A 23,609-nucleotide genomic window follows, 5' to 3' on the forward strand; every position below is an offset into this window, starting at 1 on the left:
AGATTCTCCCAGATATGTCATTGCTTTTCGCCATTGTCTTTTTTTCATCTGTTTCTCTGCCTCAGCATTCCACATAGAAGCAGTTAGCATTTCAGGTTTAAGGATGGAGGGCGCCTTTTTAGTCTCCAAAGCCTTCTTGAATTCTTCGGCAGTCTGAAAACGAAGGTCAGGCTGTTTTGCAATCGCCTTGAGAATAATATTACACATCCAGTCCGGGACAGAAGCAGGGAAAGAGGGTTGCTCATATATATGGGCATTCATAATTTGCGCATCATCGCCCTTATAAGGCATTTCGCCTGTCAGCATTTCGTATAAAGTAATTCCCAAAGCATAAATATCGGTTCGCGGGTCTTTAGGATTAGCTCCGCTTTTAAATTGATCAGGCGCAAGATATTGGATTGTTCCAAGACGGGTATTAGCCACCCCGAAATCGCTGATTTTAATATGCCCGTCGTTTCCGAGAAGAATATTTGACGGTTTTATGTCATGATGCACGATTTTATTTTTGTGGATAATTGAAAGGCCTGTGCATATTTCGATCGCATATTCTACAGCTTTTTCTATCGGCAACTTCCCTTCCGCTTTAAGAAGATTCCATAAGCTGCCTAAAGGACAATATTCCATTACAAGAAAAAAATTGTTTTCTGAAGGGATAGCCTGATTAATCTTTATTACTTTCTCACAATCAAGCTTTGCAAGAGTTTGCATTTCCTTGATAAAACTTTCAATCTGCTCTTGCTTAACCTCAATCAACTCCTTAATTGCAACTTCACGTTCAAGAATAGTGTCGTATGCCTTCCAAACACGACCAAAACCGCCCCTGCTTAGCGCTTGGTCTATGCGGTACTTATTTTCTAAAATATCGCCGGGGTTAAGCATTTAAAGTTTATCCTAAACAATTGCACTGCAAGCCATTTATCGTCATGTCAAGGCTTTTCCAAATTTTAATGTCCTCTTTGCAGAGAGCAACTTTTACTTTCCTGTCATGTTTCTTTATGGTGTCGACAATTACTTTAAACATCGCCAAGCGGTGTTCGTCAGGGTATCTGAGCTTAGTTCCTTCGCTAATCAGTCCGGAGTTAATCTTTAAAAGTGGAGACTCTGGAAAACGGGAACTGATATGAGAGGCAAGTCCTTTCGATGGACGATATTCCCCTATAGTAATTCGTTCGGGTTTGACATAAGAGAATATCTTTTCTACAAGATTAATGTAATCCTTTTTCCATGTTGAATAAAGAATAACCGGGTCTATTCTTAAGCGTATCTCGTATCCTGCCTGCTGCAACTTCCCTGCCGCTTTTAACCTTTCTTCAGGGGAAGCGGTTCTATGTTCAAGCTGCTGGTAAACCATATTTGTATTGACGCTAAATGACATAATTGACTTGTTTTTGTGGTCCAAGTCAAGAAGAGAATCTATACGGTCGCTCTTTGTCAGGAAAAGCAGCCTTGTTTTTTGAGTTTCTTCTGCAACAAAGGAGATAAGCTCTTCAGCAAAGCCCGTGACATTTTCAACTGCCAGTGGATCGCACAATTCACCAAGGTTCAAGACCCGCAAGACATCAGGGATCTTCGATTTGTCAAAGCTTACTATTTCTTTAAACATCTTGTCATAGTTTACAAAGTGAGTTGAAATCGGCATATTGCGGAAAGTGAGATAAAGATAGCAGTACTCACACCAGAAATTGCAGTTGTTATAAGTTGTTAATTTGTAAAATTTCGAGCACCTGCCGATTGGATGCTGAAATTGTTCGATGAATGAGCTTGTGCGGTTTCTCAAAAGCAGCACTCCCCTCTCAGCCTGTAGCTTCTTCAACCCTTTATCCCCGTTTAAAGAAGGAGCGGTATCAAACCATTTCAATGATAAGCCTGATCGTTTAGCAATCTTCTTGGCACGCAATTCATCACAGTGTCCGCGAACTGCCCATAGTTCAGAAACAAGAGATTGCTTTAGGAAATCGTGTCCATAGCTCACCGCTTTTTCTTTTATTTCCATCTTAATGCTTTGATTATCTGTTTTATAAGAGACATGCTTTGACATTACTTCATTCCTTTATATTTTTTGAAAATATCCCTTGCTATGTCGTTTGCAGCATTTTTTTGTGACGCAAAACAAAGATAATAGAGAGGGCCATTTTTCCCATTTGTCATTAAAATAGGTTCAGGGACATATTGGAAACCGACTTTTTTGAGTCGTCTGCAAAACTCTTTTGCCAGTGCCTGATAATCCTCAACTCTTACATGTTGGGTTTCCCCGAAAAGAGTCTTTTGCTCTCTATAAAGAAGTTGTCTCCAGCTTTCATCGCCCCAGAAGGCATTCATCCTTTCAATATTTTCTGGTTTTGCCTTTGCAGGATCCTCAAACAAAACATTTCGATTAATATCCATAATCGGAAAATTTATAAATATATCGACTGTTTTCAGTTCGGCGGCAGCCTTAATCGTTTCCCACCTTAATTGAAGACCATATGGATCAAGAATGCACAATGCCCTCCTGAAAGACTCATATAAAAATATTGGGAAAATGTCTTTTATAAGAATGTCGTTGCAATCTCCATGGTAGGAATGTACGCTCGGATTTTCTTTTGCAATCTCATTAAACACATCAGCACGCTCCTCATCGAGATCAATGAAATGGTACTCTGTAAACGGCGGCTTCACATTTAAAGCATTAAGAGGAGACCCTGGGACAAGCTTTCTAGTTTTCCTGCTGATATGCTTTCCCGCCCCCGCAAATGCATCTATGTAAATATATCCTTTGCACCATGACTGTTTGCTCATGATACTGGTATAAGCACTGGCGTACTTCTTGATAATTTCCAATTTTATCTCAGACCAGGAACCGATTTTATCGATTTTCATAAGCTGATATCCTGCAAAAATTCCGATAGACCAACTCTACTATAGGTTTTCCCGTCTCTTTTAACTGTCCCTATACTTGCAGTGTGATGGCCTTTTGATTGCCTGAAAGGAAGATCCCGGCTCCAACTTATGGCTAAAGTTTTTTTAGCTCTCGTAATACCGACATAAAGTAAACGACGTTGTTCTTGCTTGTGTTCATGGTCTGTTAAATGAGCTGACCGATTTTTGCCAGGAATGTTACCATCATTACAGCCTAAAATAAAAACGTGATCAGCCTCCAATCCTTTAGAAGCCATTAGCGTCATTACTTTGATTACGTTATTGTCAAAATGTATTGTTCTTGTGTAGTCAATAAACTTTGAATAAAGACTTTTGATCGTATCATCGACTTCTTTAAGAGAAAATAATACTTGCCTAATATCTAAGAGTTCTTCAACAGAATCCGGGAATAAATCATTTATCACCTTTTCGATAGGAACTTCATTTTTGTATAAAGCAATGATTTCTTTGAGTCTGATTATTTTCTCGCATACATGACGAACTCTTTTACTCTTTTTATCAAAGTCATTTGGATTTACAGATTGAATTGCATTTTTAAGACTGCCATATTTCTTTTTTATCACCTTAATCTCATTTGCAAAATGATTCTCGTCTCCCACTCCTAAATAAGATCTAATATGCAGTAAACCCTCCGGGTTCGCAATGATGCCTAAAAGCGATACGCTTTCTGCTTCTCTATCTGTGAACGCGCCTTTAACTGCAAAGCGAAAGACAATATCCACAAGCATATGGTGGTTTTCTTTCTTAGCAGTGGCGAATTTTACAAAATCTATGCCCAATTTTTTCCGAGGGACCAGAATAAAAATATCTTTTGGCGAGGCATCTGAGTTCAATCTCGTATCAATTAGCGTCAGTATTTCTTCGAACTCCTCATCTTGATATTGTTTCTGAATGAGTTGAACTTCACCAGTTATAGCATTAGGAAGAGTTTTTAACTTTTTTCTTGTCGGATCAAATTGTATAAGTAATTTATTTGCCAGATCGAGTATTTTTGTGGAGCATCTTCCAGAAAAAGGTAGTGTATGATTTTCTGTATTTTCCTTGTCAGCAAATTTAGTGATCCCGACAGGATATGCGAACTTAAAACTGTAGATAGATTGATCTGGATCACCAACTACTATCAGAAGCTGCGATGATTTTGCCAGAATTTCAATAAACCTCTGCTCTAACTCATTCAAATCTTGAAACTCATCAACAAAAATATATTGAGGTTCAGCAATAAATTCAGAATCTATCTTAGTTGCTAAATCGACAGCATGATAAGCGATTTCCTCCATCATGGCTGCTTCGTGTTCACTAAGCCAATTTAGAATTGCTGCCTTAAATTGTCTTTTTTCATCATCCTCATTAAATACTTCATCATGCGGTTTAATAGCCCAACCTGCGCTAAATTCATCAAGCATGGCTCGCAGTTTCTTCTTGTCATTTTTTAATATTAATTTGAGATCGGAAATCATTACCTTTTTTTCGAAATCCATTATTATTGAATTAACCCGTTTTCTAATCTCGTGATTGTCTTCAGTCAATAAAAAAGATAAACAGAAAGAATGTAATGTTGAGGCTTTTGGCACTTTTTCTATACTCTTAACCTTATTCTGGAGGTCAATCGCTGATAGTCTCGAAAATGTCAGAAGAAGAACATTTTTTTGTGCTATGCTTGAATCTGCAATAATTTGTTTGGCTTTAGGAATTAAGATGCCAGTCGTCTTGCCGCTTCCGGGACCAGCAATAACACAAATTTGTTTTGCGGTTGAATTTAAGATTTCATCAAATTTTCTGTTATTATTGGTATCTTCCATATTAACTAATGCCCTTCCACAATCTCAATCTCCTCATCCGTCAATCCATACAACTTATAAACAATTTCGTCTATCAACTCATCAGTAGCCTTAATCTTTTCTTTCAAAGGCTCAAGCACTGCCATGCTTTTTGTGAAATGTTTTTCAAGAAGTTCCTGAGTCTTTCGGCTTGATGGGTCTATAGAGAGTTTGTTTTTGTTCTTTTTGAGGACTTCAAGGAAGTGGTCAAAATCATGCTCATGATATTCTTTGATTGCGGTCTTATTGCTCAAGTCTTCGATTCCGGCTCCGATTTCACGTTCAAGCCATTTTAAAAATCCCTTACTCTCCTCGTTCTTGGCCTTGTTCATCTCGATCATCTGCTCTGCGAGATAGGCTATAAAGTTATGGACTGTATCGTTCCTGCCCATGGCAAATTCATAATCTGTCCATTTTGCAATGTCATCATATTTGGAACGTTCATGCAGCTTAACAGCCTCTTTAAAAAACTCCTTCCGCTCTTTTTCAGGGGTAGTGAAGGAGATGGGAGGAATAGGGAACCTGTCAAGATCCATTTTTTTTATTTGAGCAGTTGACTCCTTATTAGTTATAAGTTTTTCTTGGAAATAAAAGGTTAATAACTTTGAATTGAGCAAGGCCAGCAGAAAATAGAAATTAAAATCAGTATTATTGTCGTACAAAAAATAGAGAGACTGTTCCACGATTGTTCCGCTATTATCAACGGTAGCAATTAATTGCAAACCTGTTTTTCGTAATAATAATTTAGGTTTTTTCTTCAAAATATTCATATCACATGTTCTGCCTGTAATTGGATTATCTTGAAAATCATTATAATAGCAACCATCTATTTGATATCGGTCAATATTATCTCCCTTAAGAACCGGAACTTGTTTTTTATTTACAAATTCAGTCGTAATTTTGTCTGAAGATGCACCAAAACCAGATGTAGTCATAATTTCAGTGCCAAGCGGGTATATTCCATTTTTTTCGCATTTGATTAATATCGGCAGCGCCGTTAGGCTATAACTTCTTGGAAAAACATATTCATCGGGTTGAACTTCTGATATATTTGCCAAGCGTTGAAAATTAAAGTTAGATGTAATTGCAACATCATAATTATGACCTGTTTGTTTGTCACGGGTGAATACGTAGATAAGGCAATCAGCTATAACGCCAGGGAATTTAACCGAGTAATTCAATGACCTAACTATACACCTATTTAAAATAGTTTTACGTGTAAGAGAATAATACATATTTGTTGCAAGTCTATCTGGGATAATGAATGATGCATTACCTTTATCTTTTAGCAATAGTGTCGACAAAAGCACAAAATTTTCATAATAATTTGGCATATAAGTATTAGAACCATATGTGCAGTGAAGATAATCTATTTCATTTGTATCCTTTTCATTGCTTTTACGGAAACGTCCTTTTAGTGATACCCATGGCGGATTGCCTACCACGCAATCAAAACCCGGATTGTTTTTCATTTGAACCTTCTGCTCATAACCTGACATCTGCTCGTAAAATACCTCTGAAAACTCAATCTCCCAGTGAAAGAACCGTTTTTCTTCAGTAATCGTCTCAACTTTCTCTATCAGCTTCCTGTCTTTATCAGGCAGTTTTGCAATCGAGGCATGAAGGTTATTAAGGTCAATCTTGTCGAAGTCCGACACAAGCATCTTTTTCGCATCAGGAATTCCAAAGTAGTCTGCAACGAGCATATCGAGTAGAATTCTGTAACCTTCAAGTCCTTTGTTTGCATCGCCGTATTTTTTATGTGACTCCTTCACCTGCGCTACAGTCGCATCCGGCAAGTCGGAAACGAAAATCATATCTCTCATTGCCCTTTTTAGCGGTTCAAGGTTTATCGCAAAGAGCCGTCCGGTTAGAGCTTTTCCCAATGCGTCAATATTGGTCCCGATCAAACTATTGCCGCATTTCAGATGATGATCGAGGAATGACAGCGGCGCGCCAAGCGTGAAGGAGTCAAGCCACAACGAAAGTTTCGCAAGTTCTACCGCCATTTCATTGAGGTCAACGCCGTAGATGCAGCGTTTCATTACCATGCGCTTAATGAGATTGACCTCTGTCAGTTTGCTCTCATCAATCTTTACTCCCTGCTTACTGATTTCTTCAAGTATTTCATTCCGCAATTCTGCAATTTTTTTAATAACAGGATTATCAGGATAACCGGCAAGGAATGCGACTATCCTGTCAGAAATATAATCTACTGTGTGCACAAGAAAGTGTCCGCTCCCCATTGCAGGGTCAAGGACTTTGATACCGAAGACAGTCTTGAATATCTCATCTTCAAGATCTCTGATCTTCGCTTTGTAACCCCGAATACTATCCGCCGACAATTGGTTATTCAATGACTTTTTTTGCATACCGACAAATAGTGACAGCAACCCATCGGCGATTTTCAGTTTTTCGTCAAGCACAGGCCCGACTGTATTGCCCACGATATATTCGACACTGAAATGAGGCGTGTAAAAGGAACCTGTTGCCTTCCGTTCATGCCTGGAGTTTTCTATGTAAACCTCGCCTTTTGTCCTTTTGCCGTAAATCCTAAACCCCTCTTTAATTGCTGATGCCTTCTCCCATAAAGACTTCCCGTCTTTCCTGATTTCAACCACGTCTTCCTCTGCAACCTGAATATGGAATTCCAGTATGCCTTCATATATATCGCCGAGATGACGGACGCTGAGGGATGAATAGTCAATAAAGGCAGGCGCATCAGGCGTGTGTATGCTTTCATGGTCAACAGTAAGAAGTTCTATTGCATCTGCAAGAAAAGGGTCGGGCAGTTTATGAATTGAAAGAAAACCATCCTTCGGGGTTTCAAACAAACCGCCGTTATACACAGGGACATTCAGCGCAGGATCGCCTTTTGCAATAATGTCAAAAAGTCCTTGAAGCCTCGCCCAGTAGGTATAAGACCTCTTACTCATTTTATCAAGCCCTGTGCCAGAAATATCTTTATTAATGTCCCTCCTGAGCTTTGAAAGGCTTACCCTGTAGTAAGGGTCTTCATTAACAGGCAGGAGATTTCTGCTTTCGGCATAAAGCACAAAAAGCAGGCGATAAAGAAGGGTGAGACATCCTCTGAAAATAGCTTTTTTGCTTTCATCAGTTTCTTTTGTTGCTGAAAGTTCAGACATCCTGTAATGAACAAAACCTTCTGCGAGACCTTCAAACACCTTGTCGAAAATAAGGTCTTTCAGTTTTGTGCTTATTCTTGAGGCATAATCCTCAGTCCCTTTTAGATGCTGGTCAAGCCATGTCTTTCCGGAAATTGAATCAGGGATAAAGGCATCTTTTGAAAAGAAAAGATAAAAATAGAGAAACTTTTCTTTGTCGTTTCTTGTGATTATTTCCTCAAGATCAATCTCAAAAAAATTGCCGGAGCGGGATGCCGCCTTGTAATAGAATAGGCGCCAGTGTTTTCCATTGGTGAGGATTGCCCATTGAATACGGCTTTCAGAGGCATGGTACACATCATCGAGATATTTTACTGTTTGCGCTGTAGGGTCTCGCTTGTCGAGAGTGTCCTTCGGCTCTGTATCATTGAGTCTTCTGCGCCAGTACTTTGCTTCTAAAATAGTTACAGGATGTTTGAAGAATCTAACTAAATTATCTTTCTCATTCCGCGCATCTGTAAGGGAAGCTTTATCCTTGAATAAGGCGTAATCCGGTCTTTTCTTTTTCAGCCCTCTTTTGGTAGTTGGCTGTACGTCCCATTCGTAACCGAGAACCTGAAGAACCGGCCTTATGAATTTATCCTCAAGCCCTGCTTCTTCTCCCGGGCCAAGCTTTAAAGTCTTAGTCTCGTTATACGCCTTTTTTATAACATCAAAAACATCTGAGACCTTTTCTTTTTGTTCCTTCCATAAATCAGTATTCGGCAGGCGATGTTCAAGGTAGTTCTTTGAGAAAAGGTTCTGATTGTTCAAAAAAAAAGAGATTGGCCTGTTCTGGCATTACTCCATCCTCCATATTGCCTGAGCTATTAACTCCCGCTCAACCTTTATCTTCAATTTCTTCTCCAAGCTCTTTAACTCCTGATTCTTTTCCTCAAACAGCTTCTTCTTTTCAACTGCTATTTTATCAACCATTTTACTATATTCCTGTTCAAGCCGCTGAACTTCTTTTCTTGCAGACATGCGCTCTTCAAACGACAGAGATTTCTGTCTCTTCTTCTTTGCCTCTTTCCATGCATCCTCAAGCTTCTTTAAATCATCCTGCATTTTTAGAACTGCTTCTTCAGAATAGGTCTCCAGTTTATCCATTTCCCTTTCAAAGTAATCTTCATTACGGAGGCCGATTTCCTTCAATAGCTCATCAGTAAAAGTCTTTAAGGCGCTATCCACTAATTCAGATGGGGGTACTTCATGCTTTATGTCTTTGCACTCAAAAGCTGTTACTGTCATCATTTTTTCACAGAGATCATTGGAAAGAGCTTCCCATCGCTCATCTTCCCTGATAAAAAACAGATGACTTAAATGGTCTTCTTCCTCCAGTCCCTTGAATGAGAGCTTATAGGACATGCAATAACCTGACTTGCCAAGAAGATGCTCTAAGGGCGAAATCTTGTGACCTGCTGCTGAATAAGCAAGCGTTACAGAACATGTCTTTTCAGTAGGGAGTTCTTTAGCTGCCCTGATCGCAGTCCTTACAAGAGGATGTCCGAGATGAAGTCTTGCAGCTGATTCCTTTTCGCCCTTTCCCTTTCCAATATAAAAGGTTCCGGGCATAACATCCCCGGGCATATTCATGATAATCCACGGCGGGAAAGAGGGAATATCGAAATAATATGTGCTGTCTTCATATTTGTAATCATTTACGTTAAGACTGCTGCATATGAACTTTAAAAGCATCACGTCAAATGCTGTAAGCTCCTTCTTTATCTCCTCGTTTCTTGTTCTGAGCCTTGCCCTTACCTCATCATCAAAATTTTCAAGAAGTTTTGACCTTGCATGAAGCATGGTCTCTTTAATCTGCTCTGCCAACTCAGACTGCAAAGCATCAAAAGCCTTATTTATTTCTTCCGCTGTACGGCACGATTGATATATATCGAGAATGCGTTTCTCAAAATCCACACCTGAGCCTATAACTCCCAAAACTTCATCCGAAACTCCGAATACACCGTCAAAGAGCCTGAGTTTTTTATCAAGCAATTCAAATACGCGATTATCTGCGGCATTTTTTCTATTTAGGAAGTTCAGGACAACAACATCATGCTTCTGTCCGTATCTATGGCAGCGGCCTATCCTTTGTTCTATCCTCTGCGGATTCCATGGAAGGTCGTAGTTGACTACAACATTACAGAACTGAAGATTGATGCCTTCTGCCCCTGCTTCTGTAGCGATAAGTATGTTGGTGTGATTTCTGAATTCATGAATGAGGGCTTCCCGGATAGAAGCATCTTTAGAGAGTCTGAGTTCTTTATCATGCCGGACCCTTTCTTTCAGCCATCGCTCATACGCGCGCCTGCCAATCGGACCCTCATTGGTTCCGCTGAAAAGGGTTATTCTGTCTTTATAGCCGGCATCCAAGAGCAAATGAAAAATATACTGCTGCGTCCTTCTTGATTCTGTAAAGATAACCGCCTTTTCAGGCCACCCCATCTTCTTATTATGTTCAAATGCTTTTCTGAGGGCAATAATCAGCGCTTCGCCTTTTGAGTTCTTATTGATGCATTTCGCAAGATTTTTAAAACCGACTAATTCCTGTTTTTCAGCTTCGATCTCTTCAGGCGTAAAATCTGCTTCTTTTTCTTCAGGCACTTCGCTGTCATTTTCTATGGCTTCGCCGTTTTCCTGCTTTGCAATCTCTTCTAATTCTTCTTCATAGCCGTCAACGTCTTTAATAAAACTCTCTACCGATTCAGGCTGAAGCCCCTTTATTTGCCTGTCAAGATTGCCTATAAGACTTTCGAGGGTCTGTGCAATAGCAAAGCTTGAGCTTGCAAGAATTTTCCTATATATCAGAACCATGAGAGCACGCTGACTGTGTTTTATCGCGGCCACTTCAGGCCTTTGCAGATATTCTGATACCATTTCGTAAAGCCTGTATTCCTCATCTGAAGGGGTAAAGTCTTCCACCATGCTAATTCGGTTTGTATATGGAATATACTCCTGTACCTGCTTTCTGAGTGTTCTTATATAGAGGGCAGACAGCCTGGACTTGAGTTCATCGAGATTGTCCACCTCAAGCCCCCGCCTATCGCTCATGAATTTACTTTTAAAAGAATAATCTGTGCCAAGGAGTTTATCATCAACGAAACTTGTCAGTCCGTAGAGTTCCATAAGGGAGTTCTGGAGAGGAGTTGCAGTAAGAAGTACCTTTGGCTGGTTCTCAAATAGTTCTTTCAAGCCTTGTGCTGTTTTATTTCCTTTCTTATAGACATTTCTCAGCCTGTGGGCCTCATCTATTACGATCAAGTCCCATTTGGCAATAGCTTTTATTTCAAATCTTTTAGAAAAGGCAAAAGGAAGTGAAACAATAACAATAAGGTTCTCCCTGTCAAAAGGATTGTAGTTGCCTTCCTTCTTTATTATCTTATATTCAAGACCGTCTACAATTACACTCTGGATATCGAACTTTTCTATAAGCTCATTCTGCCATTGCTTCCGAAGGGATGCAGGCACAACAATGATGATCTTTCTTCTCCCCTCTGCCCATAGCTGACTTATAATCAACCCTGCCTCGATTGTTTTGCCCAACCCCACTTCATCACAAAGTATTGCGCCTCTTGAAAGGGGACTGTTAAAAGCGAATAGAGCTGCTTCTATCTGATGAGGGTTAAGATCAACTGCGGAAGACGCAAGGCTTTGACTAAGTTTTTTTAATTCATGAGACGGGCGCTTTAGTGTAAGTTCGTGGGCAAGGACTTTTTGATGGAATGGGGGGACGAAGATATTACGTAATTGAGGGCCATTCATAAATTTTCAGGTTTTTTTGAATCTATAAAGGGAAATTGCATTTAGCTCGTTTGTAAAAAAGGTAAGGTCTGTGATTGGTTTATGTCTTCCTGCCTCTTTTTCAGACATGGATTAAAGTATCAGGTTCATAGCATTTTTTCAAGGATTAAACTGTCGCTTCAAGGAGATTGTCCGTGAGTTGCTGAAGCTCGCATTCGTTGCAAAGCGAGAAACAAGAACATCGGAGGCGCGAAGATTTAGATGTGATTATGTATCGATTTCCGCTTGTACTCCGCAGAATGCTCGGTATGCTCTTGGCTGTTGACTTCTGTGAGAAATAAATAACCGTTCCGAGTGCTCAAATCTATTTACTCGGAGAGGTACTTCGCAGTTATTGAGCCTCTAAATCGTTGCAGACTTCGGGAGGCCTTCACGGGTCGTAATTTCAATTGAAATAAAGATTCACAAACCAGTGCATAGCCTTGACAAATATCTAAAGTATCGCTTATCTTCTTTTGAGCGTGAGGATGAGAAGATGAATGGAACCATACGTCCAACTTCAAGAGAAAGTAAGTGCCCCAAGTGTTTTAAGGCTTTCCATCACATTATAAAAATCGGCTATATTTGTCCTGACTGTCAGACTGTTCCTAGGAAGTTTGTCATAGATATGCACTGGAAAGGGCAGCGTACCCGTATATGCTCTGACAAGCAAAGTCAGCCTTTAGATACTTATCGGAGAGCCACTGATTTGCTCTCAAATATCAGACATGAAGTTGACCAGCACATTTTTGACCCAACGAAGTATGTAGCCGCTGAAGGAAGAAAATTTTATGCATCAACCCTACTTAAGGAATTCCTACAGGACAAGTTGAAATCGATAGCACCTTCATATCACTCGGGATATAAGAAACAGGTAGAAAGAGCCAAGCAGCATTTCGGCAATTCAGATGTCAGAGAAATGAGAAAGGACGATGTTGTCAAATACCTTGAGTTTCTAAAGAATGAGAAAAATGTGCGAGCTGTACCGCTTAAGTCTAAGACCGTCCTTAATAACTTTGCAAACTTCAAGACATTCATGATGTATTTGAAAGAAGAACGGCAACTAATCAACGCTGTGCCTGACTTCCCGACAGAAAAAGAGGTAGAAAGAAGGATGGAAGAGATTATATTGAATGAGAAACCCTTTCATTATGTTTGGTTTAAGCCTGAAGATCAGATGAGTATTCTGGATGCAATTGAAGGCAAAGAGGATAGGGAGATCGTAAGGTTTCTCATGCTTCACGGATGTAGACCTGGGGAAGCCAGGGCGCTCCGAGTAGCAGATGTAAATATTGAAACCCTGAGCATAACTATCAAGTCTACATATTCAAGAAATACTCTTAGGTTGCGTCGAAAAGGGAAAAAATCTAAACCCTACTCAATCGCTATACATCCTGAGATGGTCGATTTTTTCAAAAAAAGAGTTAAGAACCATCCCGAAGCTTTCATCTTTGTTAAACCGAAGACTGGCGGACCTTACATGATAGACGCTTTCCAAAATATTTTTGTGAGCGTTCGTTCAAAGCTGAATATACCTCAGGAAGTCAGGTTATATGATGTGTCTCGTCATTCATTCGTTACTCAGTTGAGAAAAGCTGGTCTTCCTGTCAGCGAGATCAGCAAACTCGTAGGGCACAGCTCAGAAAAGATAACCGAGAATGTATACAATCATGCCGACGATATAGAGATAGAAAATAAGAGGTTAGCCATTTCAAAGCTGTCATTGAGAAAACCTGCGGAGGTGGTTAATATAAAGGCAGCCAAGAGAAAATCGTCAACAGACCGTCAACAATGATTTCTAAGTGGTAATATTATCTATATATATCAATGAGTTGCAAGTAGCGTGTGCGGGTTCGATTCCCACGCGCTCCCGCCAAAAATTGAAGATGCCTGACAGCCACGGACATAAGAAAAAAGATGCAAGCCAGATAAAAGAGATACGCGCTCTTGCAAAGGAATTCACGCCAGAGCAGATTGAAAGCTGCATAACACAGCAGATTGCTGAAGGCAAGAATGTCTGTCTCATACATGACTCACATGATCATGTGGTAAATATTTTATCCAAGGCGTCATTCGTAAAAAGCCAGATGCATAAAGGCGTGTCCATGATTGATGCAATAAGACAACTTGCAGACAGGATTCGCAAAGTACAGAAGGGATTTAAGTAGAATTATTCTTCAGTTTTCAAATTAACAGTTGAAAGTTTTAAGATAAAATCTTAAACTTAATGACTTTAAATTTTTGCAATTAAAAAACGGAGGATTGATGAAATTTTTTAAAATAGCTCTGTTGACAGTATTAATAATAACGGCTGGTGTTTATGTTTATTTTGGAATAAAAAATAAGACAGTTGATTCTACTAAAGACAAGGCAGTTGTTTCTTCAGAAAACAAGACAGTTACTTCAAAGGAGAAAAAAATGATTGAGACAAAGGCAATTATCGAGACAAAATTAGGAAAAATAGAACTCAGATTCTTCCCTGATGCAGCTCCAAATCACGTGAGTAATTTTATCACGCTTGCAAAAAAAGGATTTTACGACGGCACAACATTTCATAGAGTCATCCCAGGATTTATGATCCAGGGTGGAGATCCTAATTCTAAAAATCCTGACAAATCAACTCACGGAATGGGAGGACCGGGATATACTGTGAAGGCAGAGTTTAACGACAAGCAGCATAAAAAAGGTGTTCTTTCTATGGCAAGGTCTGGACATCCTGACAGCGCCGGCTCACAGTTTTTTATCTGCGCTGCTGATGCGTTTTTCCTTGATAGACAATATACTGCATTCGGTGAAGTTGTATCAGGAATGGATGTTGTCGATAAAATCGTGAATCAGCCAAGAGATGCAAGAGATAATCCGCTGGATAGAATAGATATAAAGGTAAGCATTGTAGAGAAATAATTGCAAGACTGGTTTTTTTGCATAGATCGAGATTTTGTCTCTGTTCTGGATGATTTTTTTCTTATTTAAAAATGGTCAGCTGGCTTTTATTGCCTTAGATGGATTATTATATACACATCAGCATTGTCCCACCATGTGGCATTGCCTAATATGACCGGATTCGCATCAAAGCAGAATCAGAAAGAGGAGTTTTATAATGAAACGTGAAAATATCCGCAACATTGCGATAATCGCACATGTTGACCACGGAAAAACTACGCTTGTTGACGGAATGTTAAGACAGGCAGGGATATTCCGTGCAAATGAGAAAATTGAAGAACGCGTCATGGACAGCAATGACCTTGAAAAAGAAAGAGGCATTACTATCATGGCAAAAAATACAGCGGTTGAATACAATGGCGTAAAGATAAATATTGTTGACACACCGGGACACGCTGATTTCGGAGGCGAGGTAGAAAGAACCCTGAAGATGGTGGATGGAGTTCTTCTGCTCGTTGATGCATCAGAAGGCCCTCTGCCCCAGACAAGATTTGTTCTTAAAAAAGCCCTTGAGTTAAAGCTGGTTCCAATTCTAGTTGTAAACAAGATAGACAGACCGGATGCGAGAATACAGGAAGTGCTTAATGAAGTGTATGATCTTTTCATAGACCTTGATGCTGTTGAAGACCAGCTTGAATTCCCTATAATCTACACAAATGCCAAAACAGGCATGGCAAAGCGCGAGCTTGACGATCCATCAGAAGACCTCAAGCCTTTGTTCGAGACAATACTAAGCACAATCCCAGCGCCAGAGGAGAAAGGCGATGAAGTGCTCCAGATACTCGTAACAAACATTGACTATGACGATTATGTAGGAAGACTCGCAATCGGCAGGATATTCTCAGGCAGAGTCAAGACAGCTGATCAGGTAGCAATGATAAAGTCTGATGAAACAATAGAGCGCACTAAGATTACAGGGCTCTATGCTTTTAAGGGGCTTAATCGCGCTGATGTCAAAGAAGCATACGCCGGTGACATTGTTGCTCTTTCAGGATTGCCGGGCGTTACGATCGGGGATACGATCACAAGCGCTGAAACTCCAATGCCTTTGCCAAGAATAAAAATTGACGAGCCAACAATTGCAATAGTCTTTATGGTAAACACATCTCCATTTGCAGGCAAGGAAGGCAAATACGTTACATCAAGAAATCTGAGAGAGAGACTCGAAAAAGAGCTTCTTTATAATGTTGCGATAAAAGTTGATTTTTCTGATACAGATGCATTCACAGTAATGGGCAGGGGAGAACTTCAGCTTGCGATCATTATAGAGATGATGCGGCGTGAAGGATACGAACTTGCAGTCTCGATGCCTGAGATTATAACCAAGAAAATAAACGGCGTTATGCATGAGCCGATGGAACTTCTGGTTATAGATATTCCTGAAGAATTTGTCGGGGTTGTTACACAGCAGATCGGTATGAGACGCGGGAAAATGCAGAAGATGCAGAACAACGGTTTTGGCAGGGTGAGGCTCGAATTCAGAATCCCTTCTCGCGGTCTAATTGGATTTCGCTCGCAGTTTTTGACTGACACAAGAGGAACGGGACTTCTTAATCATCTCTTTGACGGATATGAACCGTGGCAGGGACTGATAACAAAACGCCAGACAGGTGCGCTGGTCTCTGACAGAACAGGCAGATCAACAACATATGCACTTTTTCATCTGCAGCCGAGAGGCGTGCTGTTTATAAATGACAATACTTCTGTATATGAAGGAATGATCATAGGCGAGAACTCGAGGGACAATGACCTTGATGTGAATGTCACAAAGGAAAAGAAACTCACTAACATGAGGGCATCTGGTTCTGATGAATCGCTCCAGCTTATTCCGCCCCATCTCATGAGCCTTGAGCAAGCAATCGAGTTCATTCGTGATGACGAACTCGTTGAAGTAACACCGGGGTCAATACGTCTGAGGAAAAAAATTCTGGATGTAAACAAAAGACCAAAGGCAAAGAAAGAGTAAAAAGACTTTTATTTTTATCTGTTCTTATCTATTTTGCTGATAGCCTCTTGGAATTCTGAGAAAAATTCCGGCTTGAATGTACAGTCAACATTCCCGCTTAGCTGTTCCTGAATAATATCCCTGAGATATTTTGCCTGTTCATTGTAAGCATCATAGTCCATCTTTGCATATGTCTTTGCCAGCAGGCGTTCCCAGAAATTCACATCAGGAAAGTTTTCAAGCTGATATTGGGTATCGCAGAATAGCTGCCTGATCTTTGGATTATTTTGAATATCGCTGTCATGAATTTGTTCGTGTATCTCAAGTCCTTTTTTCCGCCACTTACATAAGGGGCTTGGTGCGCATTCTTTGCATGTGTCAGGGATCACTGTCTCGCCTGTGCATATATTATATGAAGCGCTGTATCTTGCTAGAAATTCCTCATTCTGTATATCCATGCCGGGGTATGCGGTTTTTATCTCAAGACCCACCAGATCCAGAAGATGGGCCACGTCTTTTGCTCCTGGAGCCATGTCTTTGAATGCATCGCGGATCTTTAATATCACCTTCAGGTCTTCAAGAAGCAGTTCTGTTTGTTTGCATTTATCAATATCAGCAAAGTTTTTCGGATCGCATAATTCCATATTCAGTTCGATCTCAGAGCCTATATCACATCTCGGAGTGCCGCCTGAAACAACACCGACTTTTTTTGCCACACTCAGTTTGTGAGCCTCCATATCTTTTTTAAATTCTTCCATAGTTCTTTCAATCTTAGTTCCAAAACAGCCAAGCGATCTGCCAGCCTGTTTATCAGGAGAATGAAAATAAATGCCAGGTGATTCAACTTCAATAGTTATCTTTTTTTCATCAGAGTCAGCCAGTATTGTCCAATCGTGCATAGCAGGATATACATCACCCTTGTCAATATCATGTGTTGTGATTTGTTGCCACTCTTTACAAGTTGGAGGAAGAAGATGGTCGGTTTCCACGCATTGTTTTCCTTTTTGAGACATTACTTTAATGTCAGTGGAGACAGAACCTATCATGTATGTTTTCTTGCCTGTGAAACGCCGAGCCTTGGTATCATAATAATCAGTGATTATCATCCATCCGATAAAGTCTTCTCTTATTTTATACTCTAGCTCAAATGGCCTCCAGCCATGTCTTAGAGGATCATAATCTTTTCCGCTGACAATAACATATCCCTTGATTCTTGTAGCCATAAGAACAGGGATCACCAAACCTTCTTTAGGTTCAATTCTACTTAACCCTGCCATAAGATCGCGATATGCCCTGTTTGTATTTTCTATCACTATGTCAACTTTTTCCTGAGGGGTTTTAGGCAAGCCTATTCCCATTTGTTCCATTGCTTTCTTCATCTCCTCAGCCGCTTTTTTTAAATCCTCCATCTGTTGAAGCAATTCCTGATTCTTATCTTCTGCGGAGATATTAGGAATAAAAGAAAAAGTCAAAACTAAAATAAAGATAAAAGTTTTTAAAATTAATTTGTTTTTCATATTATTTTTTGCAAAATTTGTTCATTAAAATAAAAGTGATTGAATTAATGAAAAGTATAGAGAATTTTTTCCAGGTTTACAAGGAGAATGTTTGAATAACGAATAGGAGAATTGAATTAAAAAGATGAATTGACTGCTAAGATTTCCAGTAATGCTATCGAGATATTGGTGGCGGTGCAGGGATTTGAACCCCGGACACTGCGGATATGAGCCGCATGCTCTAACCAACTGAGCTACACCGCCTGGTTTAAAGCAGAGATGAATTATATCAAAGTGGCGTTTCTAATGACAACTGCTGATGTGAAAGATTTTTAAAGAAGTATACTCAGCCCGAGCAATGCCTGTACTTCTATGTCGAATATTTTTCTTAACTTTTTCAGTTAGTAAAAGAGTTCAAAGCGTCTTGTGCGGACATTTATAAGAAGGCCTGCAGCAATAAAGTTTGAAAGAAGCGCTGTGCCGCCGTAACTCATAAATGGAAGGGGGATGCCGACAACAGGCATTAATCCGAGTGTCATTCCTATATTGATTATTATATAAACCGTGAACATAAATGTTATCCCAACAGCAAGCAGCCTGCCGAATTCATCCTTTGCCTTGATTGCAGTGTCAATGCCTCGAAGTATGAAAGCCAGATAAAGCAAAAGCAATAAAAAACATCCGATAAATCCCCATTCCTCTGCAAATGCAGCAAAGATAAAGTCAGTATGTTTTTCAGGAAGAAATCTGAAAGGCCCTTGAGTTCCCTGCATATAGCCTTTGCCTGCAAATCCACCCGAGCCGATTGCAACCTTTGACTGATTTATATGATAGCCGATACCTGCGGGATCAATATCAGGGTCAATGAATGCAACAAGCCTGTTTTTCTGATAGTCTTTCAAGCCATCCCATACGATATTCCCAATAAAAGGAATTGATACAATGCTTACAATGAGAAGAAACGTTACAACTTTTTTCTGCAACCCCTTTATAAGGCTTAGAGAGAGAAAGATTATAAGGATCATGAGCGCTGTCCCGAGATCTGGCTGCTTCAATATCATTATGAGAGGGATAAATACGAATATTATAAAAATACTAAACAAAGAATAGAGTCCCATGTTTTCAGATATGCCAATAAAATACCTTGCGATAAAAATAACGAAGATAATTCTAAAAAATTCAGAAGGCTGGAATGAGAAGAAACCCAGATAAAGCCACCTCTTTGCACCCATGCCGACCTTGCCTGCAATAAGAACAGAAATAAGAAGCAATATGCCGATAATATATAATGGGTATGCATATCTGCTAAGCCATATGTAATCAAAGGATACGATAAGGAAGAGTATTGCAATTCCTATTATCAGCCAGATGATCTGTCTTATGTAGAAGCTGGTTTCTTCGCCTGGAATAACTGCGCGGGTTGTGCTGAATATTGTCATGATGCTTATTATTGAAAGCATAAGCACTATGGAAAAACTTACCCAGTCGAAATTTTTAATTAATCTTCTGTCTATCTGCATTGAGATATGCCTCTATTTTTTAATCTTATTTTCTTTGTATAGACTCTCTATTGCACGCTTGGCAATTGGAGCTGCTGCTCCGCCTCCGTGACCGCCGTGTTCTACGAATACACAAAGGGCAATCTCAGGTTTTTCAACAGGAGCAAATGCAACAAACCATGCATGGTCTCTGTATTTCTCAGGAAGACTGCTTGAGCTTTTTTTAATGCCAACCACCTGTGCAGTTCCTGTTTTTCCACCTACACTTATGAGTGATGATTTTGCAGCTCCGCCAGTTCCTCCTCCTTCAGAAACAGCGCCATATAAAGCGCTTTTTACAAGTTCCAGGATTTTCTGACTTATTCCAATAGATGGTACCTGTTCAGGGGGTTTTTCCATTTTGAGTATGGTTGGTTTATAAATATATCCGCCATTGGCAACAATGCTCATTAACTGAGCCATCTGTATCGGAGTTGCAGCTACATATCCCTGGCCGATAGACGAATGGAATGTTTCTCCAAGATACCATGGCTGTTTTTTATTTTCATATTTCCATTTGGTGTCTGGGATAAGGCCAGGCCTTTCTTTTACTAAAGGCAGACCTGTAGGGCTGCCAAGTCCGAGTTTTTTTGCATACTCTGCAATCTTGTCTATGCCGACACGCTTTCCAGCTTCATAAAAATAAACATCGCATGATTCAACAATAGCTCGGTGAAAAGATATGGTTCCGTGTCCTCCTTTTTTCCAACATCCAAATTCCCAGCTGCCGTATTTAATTCCTCCTGTGCATGTGACTTTTGTTTCTGGAGTTATAACCTTTTCGCTGAGCGCGGCTATTGCTGTAATTATCTTAAAAGTTGATCCAGGAGGATACTGGCTCTGAAGCGCCCTGTTAAGCATCGGAACTTTTTTATCCTGATTCAAGGCCAGCCATTCTTTGAATGAGATCCCTTTTGCAAATATATTCGGGTCAAAAGATGGCCTGCTCACAAGAGCAAGTATCTCTCCTGTGTCAGGTTTCATAGCAACCATTGCACCTGCCTTGCCTTCAAAAGCGTCCTCAGTTGATTTCTGTACATTAATGTCAATGCTGAGATTTAAGTCTTCGCCTTTTACAGGAGCTTTTTCCTGTAGAAGCCTTATTTCTCTGCCAAGAGCATCAATCTCAATTATTTTTTCTCCTGCGCTGCCTCTTAGTGTCTTATCAAAAAGATGCTCTGCTCCCCACTGCCCGATGAATGCATCCTGGGGAACTTCCTTGTATTCAGGATCATTTGCCTGCTGCTGGTTCAGTTTCCCAAGATAACCTATGACATGCGCTCCGACATTTCCGTACAAATACTCTCTGCTCATTTCTGTTGATATGACAAGCCCTGGGAAATCAGAACGTCTTGCTTCTAGTGAAGCTACTTCTTTGAATGTAAGCCTTTCTTTTATTTTTATTGGTTCAAAAGGACTGAGACTGCTCTTATCAATAATATAATTGATATCGTCACTATCCATGCTAAGGATTTGCGCAAGAGTAGAAATGTCTATTTTCTCGAGATGTTCGGGCATAAGCAAAGCGCAAAAATAAGGCGTATTCTTAACAAGGGGGATGCCGTTTCTGTCATAGATTATTCCGCGCGGCGCAGGTGATCTGATAATGCGGATCATATTTTCTATGGATATTTTTTTGTATTCACTGCCCTGTATTATCTGAAGCTGCCACAGTTTTACAACAGAGAAGAAAAAAAGACCGCAAATAATAAAAGCAGATATAATGATTCTTTGTCTTGATGTGTTATCCATGTCTTGGTCGCAGCAGTAACCCTAGTATGGAATTAATTCCTGAGGATATAAGTATTATTGAACCTGCATTAACAATTGATGTTGGAGTGTATTGAAATGCGGACATTGTTATAAAAACAACAATCCCATCAATTGCTGTGAGGACTGAAATGCCTGCTATTCCCAGAACTGGTGTCCACCTGAAAAAACTGCCTGATAGAAATGATGCAAAGAATCCAACCAGCCCTTTACTTAAAATATTCGGGCCTAGAAAGTTTCCAGTGAGCGTATCGCCCAGAAGTCCCACAAAAGAGCCGAGAAAAATCCCTTTTGTCTCTCCATTTCTCAGCCCAAAGAAGTATGCTATGGCTGCAGAAAGATTTGGCGATACATCTAGTATTGTTATACGGCTTTCAAAAACATATACAAGGATAATTGCGCAGAGGCTGAAGATTATTCTCATTTTTTTACTACCAACACCTCTTCAAGCTTGGAGTTGTCCTGGAACGGAATGACTGTTATATCCTGAAAAAGTCCTGGACTGTTTTTTGAAATTTTTGTGACTGTTCCTACAGGTATGCCTGGAGGAAAAATCCCGTCGAGCCCCGAGGTTATAACCGTATCATTTTCAGCTGCCTCAATCTCATGAGAAATGTATTTCAATACGCATGTTTTCGACCCTGTGCCTGAAAGTATCCCTTCAACTCTGCTGTCTTCAAGTCTTACTGATACTGAAAAATTAATATCGTTTAAAAGCAATATGGATGAATATGATTCAGTGGAAGAGATTATTTTTCCTGCAAGCCCTTCCGGCGTTATCACTATCATATCTTTTTCTATCCCGTGCGCAGTGCCTTTATTTATAACGAGCGTATTAACCCATCTGTTGCTTCCTTTTGCAATAACCTTTGCAACAGCAACAGATCTTTTTTCGGTTTTTTTAAGATTAAGGATCTCTCTCAGTCTGAAATTTTCAAGCAGTATCTCCTGGTATCCTTGCTCCTCTATGAGGAGCGCGTCAATTTGTTCTTTTAATTTTTTATTTTCCTCGCCAGTCAGCTTCAGTTTCCTAAAAAAATCTTTTATGTCCAAAGAAACAGAACTGATTATTTCATTTGCATAGTTGACAGGATAACTTATTATTTTAAGCGGATTGATTCCTCCCATTCTTGTCTGATATGTCATCAGTACGAATGAGAAAAGAATAATGGAAGCAACGAGCGCAATTCTTTTTTTAGACATCAGTTAATTGATATTTTTTTCAGGAGTTCGATTTCATCAAGCATTTTACCGCATCCTCTTACAACAGCAGTAAGGGGATCATCTGCAACAATAACAGGAAGCCCTGTCTCTTCCTTGATGAGCAGATCTAGCCCTTTCAATAGAGCTCCGCCTCCAGCAAGTACAATCCCTCTGTCAACTATGTCTGCTGCAAGCTCTGGAGGGGTATTTTCGAGTGAAACTTTTATTGTATCCATTATTATTGTCACGGGTTCGCTCAACGCCTCTCTTATTTCGTCCTCTGTTATCAGTATGGTTTTTGGAATTCCTGTTATTATGTCTCTGCCCTTTATTTCTGTCTCGCGTGTTTCTCCGCTGGACGGAAATGCGGAACCTATCTCCATCTTTATCTGTTCTGCGGTCCTGTCGCCTATCATCAGATTGTATCTGCGTTTCATGTATGAGATTATTGATTCATCCATCTTATCGCCGCCAACTCTTACAGCCTTGCTGTATACAATGCCTTCGAGAGATATTACAGCTATGTCAGTTGTCCCTCCTCCTACGTCAACAATCATATTCCCTGAAGGTTCTCCTATCGGCAGACCAACTCCGATTGCTGCTGCCATTGGTTCTTCTATAAGATAGACCTCGCGTGCGCCTGATGCCTGCGCAGCATCTTTTACAGCTCTTTGTTCTACCTGTGTGATTCCTGAAGGAACACCAATTATTACTCTGGGTGATACAAAGCTGTGGCGGTTATGAACTTTCGCAATAAAATACTTAAGCATTTCTCCAGTAGCGTCAAAGTCTGCAATAACACCGTCTTTCATAGGCCTTATTGCCATTATGTTTGATGGAGTTTTTCCAAGCATTTTTTTCGCATCAACACCGACTGCTATGGTTTTTTTTGTATCTTTTCTTATAACTACAACTGAAGGTTCGTCACAGACTATTCCCTTGCCTTTGGCGAATACCAATGTGTTTGCTGTGCCAAGGTCTATTGCAAGATCATTCGAAAACCATCCGAGTACATTATTAAAAAACATTTT

16 protein-coding genes and 1 tRNA gene are annotated in these 23,609 nt (G+C 40.0%); 4 read left to right on the forward strand and 13 right to left on the reverse strand.

Annotated elements, in window-relative coordinates; translation table 11 throughout:
* The 6 genes from LLF28_00515 to LLF28_00540 form a co-directional block, all read right to left on the reverse strand.
* A partial coding sequence (locus LLF28_00515) for a serine/threonine protein kinase (GenBank protein ID MCE5193935.1) occupies positions 1-879 on the reverse strand: 879 nt, incomplete at its 3' end.
* 7 nt (positions 880-886) lie between these two features.
* The gene (locus LLF28_00520; protein MCE5193936.1) at positions 887-2,038 is read right to left on the reverse strand and encodes a hypothetical protein; all 1,152 of its coding nucleotides are present in this window, start codon (positions 2,036-2,038) and stop codon (positions 887-889) included.
* Positions 2,038-2,859 carry a three-Cys-motif partner protein TcmP gene (locus LLF28_00525; GenBank protein ID MCE5193937.1) on the reverse strand — a complete coding sequence of 274 codons (822 nt, stop codon included), beginning with the start codon at positions 2,857-2,859 and terminating at the stop codon, positions 2,038-2,040. Before LLF28_00525 ends, LLF28_00520 begins: the two co-directional genes overlap by 1 nt.
* On the reverse strand, positions 2,856-4,718 hold the full coding sequence (locus LLF28_00530) for an ATP-dependent helicase (protein MCE5193938.1): 1,863 nt from the start codon (positions 4,716-4,718) through the stop codon (positions 2,856-2,858). Before LLF28_00530 ends, LLF28_00525 begins: the two co-directional genes overlap by 4 nt.
* A 5-nt stretch (positions 4,719-4,723) precedes the next feature.
* On the reverse strand, positions 4,724-8,674 hold the full coding sequence (locus LLF28_00535; protein ID MCE5193939.1) for an Eco57I restriction-modification methylase domain-containing protein: 3,951 nt from the start codon (positions 8,672-8,674) through the stop codon (positions 4,724-4,726).
* Positions 8,675-8,701: 27 nt separating this feature from the next.
* Positions 8,702-11,665, reverse strand: coding sequence for a DEAD/DEAH box helicase family protein (locus tag LLF28_00540; protein ID MCE5193940.1), 2,964 nt, complete (start codon positions 11,663-11,665; stop codon positions 8,702-8,704).
* A gap of 514 nt (positions 11,666-12,179) precedes the next feature.
* On the opposite strand from LLF28_00540, the gene LLF28_00545 reads away from it, so the two are divergent.
* From LLF28_00545 to typA, 4 genes are all read left to right on the forward strand, one after another.
* Complete coding sequence (locus tag LLF28_00545) at positions 12,180-13,478, forward strand: tyrosine-type recombinase/integrase (protein ID MCE5193941.1); 1,299 nt, start codon at positions 12,180-12,182, stop codon at positions 13,476-13,478.
* 7 nt (positions 13,479-13,485) lie between these two features.
* Positions 13,486-13,851: a hypothetical protein gene (locus LLF28_00550; protein MCE5193942.1), complete on the forward strand. Its 366-nt coding sequence runs from the start codon at positions 13,486-13,488 to the stop codon at positions 13,849-13,851.
* Between the two features lie 97 nt (positions 13,852-13,948).
* A complete protein-coding gene (locus LLF28_00555; protein ID MCE5193943.1) occupies positions 13,949-14,587 on the forward strand; it encodes a peptidylprolyl isomerase in 639 nt (212 codons plus the stop codon).
* A 196-nt stretch (positions 14,588-14,783) separates the two neighbouring features.
* Positions 14,784-16,592, forward strand: coding sequence for a translational GTPase TypA (typA, locus tag LLF28_00560; protein ID MCE5193944.1), 1,809 nt, complete (start codon positions 14,784-14,786; stop codon positions 16,590-16,592).
* A gap of 14 nt (positions 16,593-16,606) precedes the next feature.
* Here typA and LLF28_00565 read toward each other — a convergent pair whose 3' ends face one another.
* From LLF28_00565 to LLF28_00595, 7 genes are all read right to left on the reverse strand, one after another.
* Positions 16,607-17,980, reverse strand: coding sequence for a hypothetical protein (locus LLF28_00565; GenBank protein ID MCE5193945.1), 1,374 nt, complete (start codon positions 17,978-17,980; stop codon positions 16,607-16,609).
* A 274-nt stretch (positions 17,981-18,254) separates the two neighbouring features.
* A tRNA-Met gene (locus LLF28_00570) sits at positions 18,255-18,331 on the reverse strand.
* Between the two features lie 137 nt (positions 18,332-18,468).
* Positions 18,469-19,587, reverse strand: coding sequence for a rod shape-determining protein RodA (rodA, locus tag LLF28_00575; protein MCE5193946.1), 1,119 nt, complete (start codon positions 19,585-19,587; stop codon positions 18,469-18,471).
* 12 nt (positions 19,588-19,599) lie between these two features.
* Positions 19,600-21,357 carry a penicillin-binding protein 2 gene (gene mrdA / locus LLF28_00580; GenBank protein ID MCE5193947.1) on the reverse strand — a complete coding sequence of 586 codons (1,758 nt, stop codon included), beginning with the start codon at positions 21,355-21,357 and terminating at the stop codon, positions 19,600-19,602.
* Positions 21,350-21,799, reverse strand: a complete 450-nt coding sequence (locus LLF28_00585; protein ID MCE5193948.1) for a hypothetical protein — start codon at positions 21,797-21,799, stop codon at positions 21,350-21,352. Before LLF28_00585 ends, mrdA begins: the two co-directional genes overlap by 8 nt.
* Positions 21,796-22,578, reverse strand: a complete 783-nt coding sequence (gene mreC / locus LLF28_00590; protein ID MCE5193949.1) for a rod shape-determining protein MreC — start codon at positions 22,576-22,578, stop codon at positions 21,796-21,798. Before mreC ends, LLF28_00585 begins: the two co-directional genes overlap by 4 nt.
* On the reverse strand, positions 22,578-23,606 hold the full coding sequence (locus LLF28_00595) for a rod shape-determining protein (protein MCE5193950.1): 1,029 nt from the start codon (positions 23,604-23,606) through the stop codon (positions 22,578-22,580). Before LLF28_00595 ends, mreC begins: the two co-directional genes overlap by 1 nt.
* Between the last annotated feature and the right edge of the window lie 3 nt (positions 23,607-23,609).

It is taken from the genome of Nitrospiraceae bacterium, assembly GCA_021373015.1.
Lineage (GTDB): Bacteria > Nitrospirota > Thermodesulfovibrionia > Thermodesulfovibrionales > UBA1546 > JAJFTJ01.

Coding starts and splice junctions, on each gene's coding strand:
- LLF28_00520 (MCE5193936.1), bottom strand. CDS start 2,038: ATGTCAAAGCATGTCTCTTATAAAACAGATAATCAAAGCATTAAGATG.
- LLF28_00565 (MCE5193945.1), bottom strand. CDS start 17,980: ATGGAGGATTTAAAAAAAGCGGCTGAGGAGATGAAGAAAGCAATGGAA.
- rodA (MCE5193946.1), bottom strand. CDS start 19,587: ATGCAGATAGACAGAAGATTAATTAAAAATTTCGACTGGGTAAGTTTT.
- mreC (MCE5193949.1), bottom strand. CDS start 22,578: ATGTCTAAAAAAAGAATTGCGCTCGTTGCTTCCATTATTCTTTTCTCA.
- LLF28_00595 (MCE5193950.1), bottom strand. CDS start 23,606: ATGTTTTTTAATAATGTACTCGGATGGTTTTCGAATGATCTTGCAATA.
- LLF28_00585 (MCE5193948.1), bottom strand. CDS start 21,799: ATGAGAATAATCTTCAGCCTCTGCGCAATTATCCTTGTATATGTTTTT.
- LLF28_00525 (MCE5193937.1), bottom strand. CDS start 2,859: ATGAAAATCGATAAAATCGGTTCCTGGTCTGAGATAAAATTGGAAATT.
- typA (MCE5193944.1), top strand. CDS start 14,784: ATGAAACGTGAAAATATCCGCAACATTGCGATAATCGCACATGTTGAC.
- LLF28_00540 (MCE5193940.1), bottom strand. CDS start 11,665: ATGAATGGCCCTCAATTACGTAATATCTTCGTCCCCCCATTCCATCAA.
- mrdA (MCE5193947.1), bottom strand. CDS start 21,357: ATGGATAACACATCAAGACAAAGAATCATTATATCTGCTTTTATTATT.
- LLF28_00545 (MCE5193941.1), top strand. CDS start 12,180: ATGAATGGAACCATACGTCCAACTTCAAGAGAAAGTAAGTGCCCCAAG.
- LLF28_00555 (MCE5193943.1), top strand. CDS start 13,949: ATGAAATTTTTTAAAATAGCTCTGTTGACAGTATTAATAATAACGGCT.
- LLF28_00530 (MCE5193938.1), bottom strand. CDS start 4,718: ATGGAAGATACCAATAATAACAGAAAATTTGATGAAATCTTAAATTCA.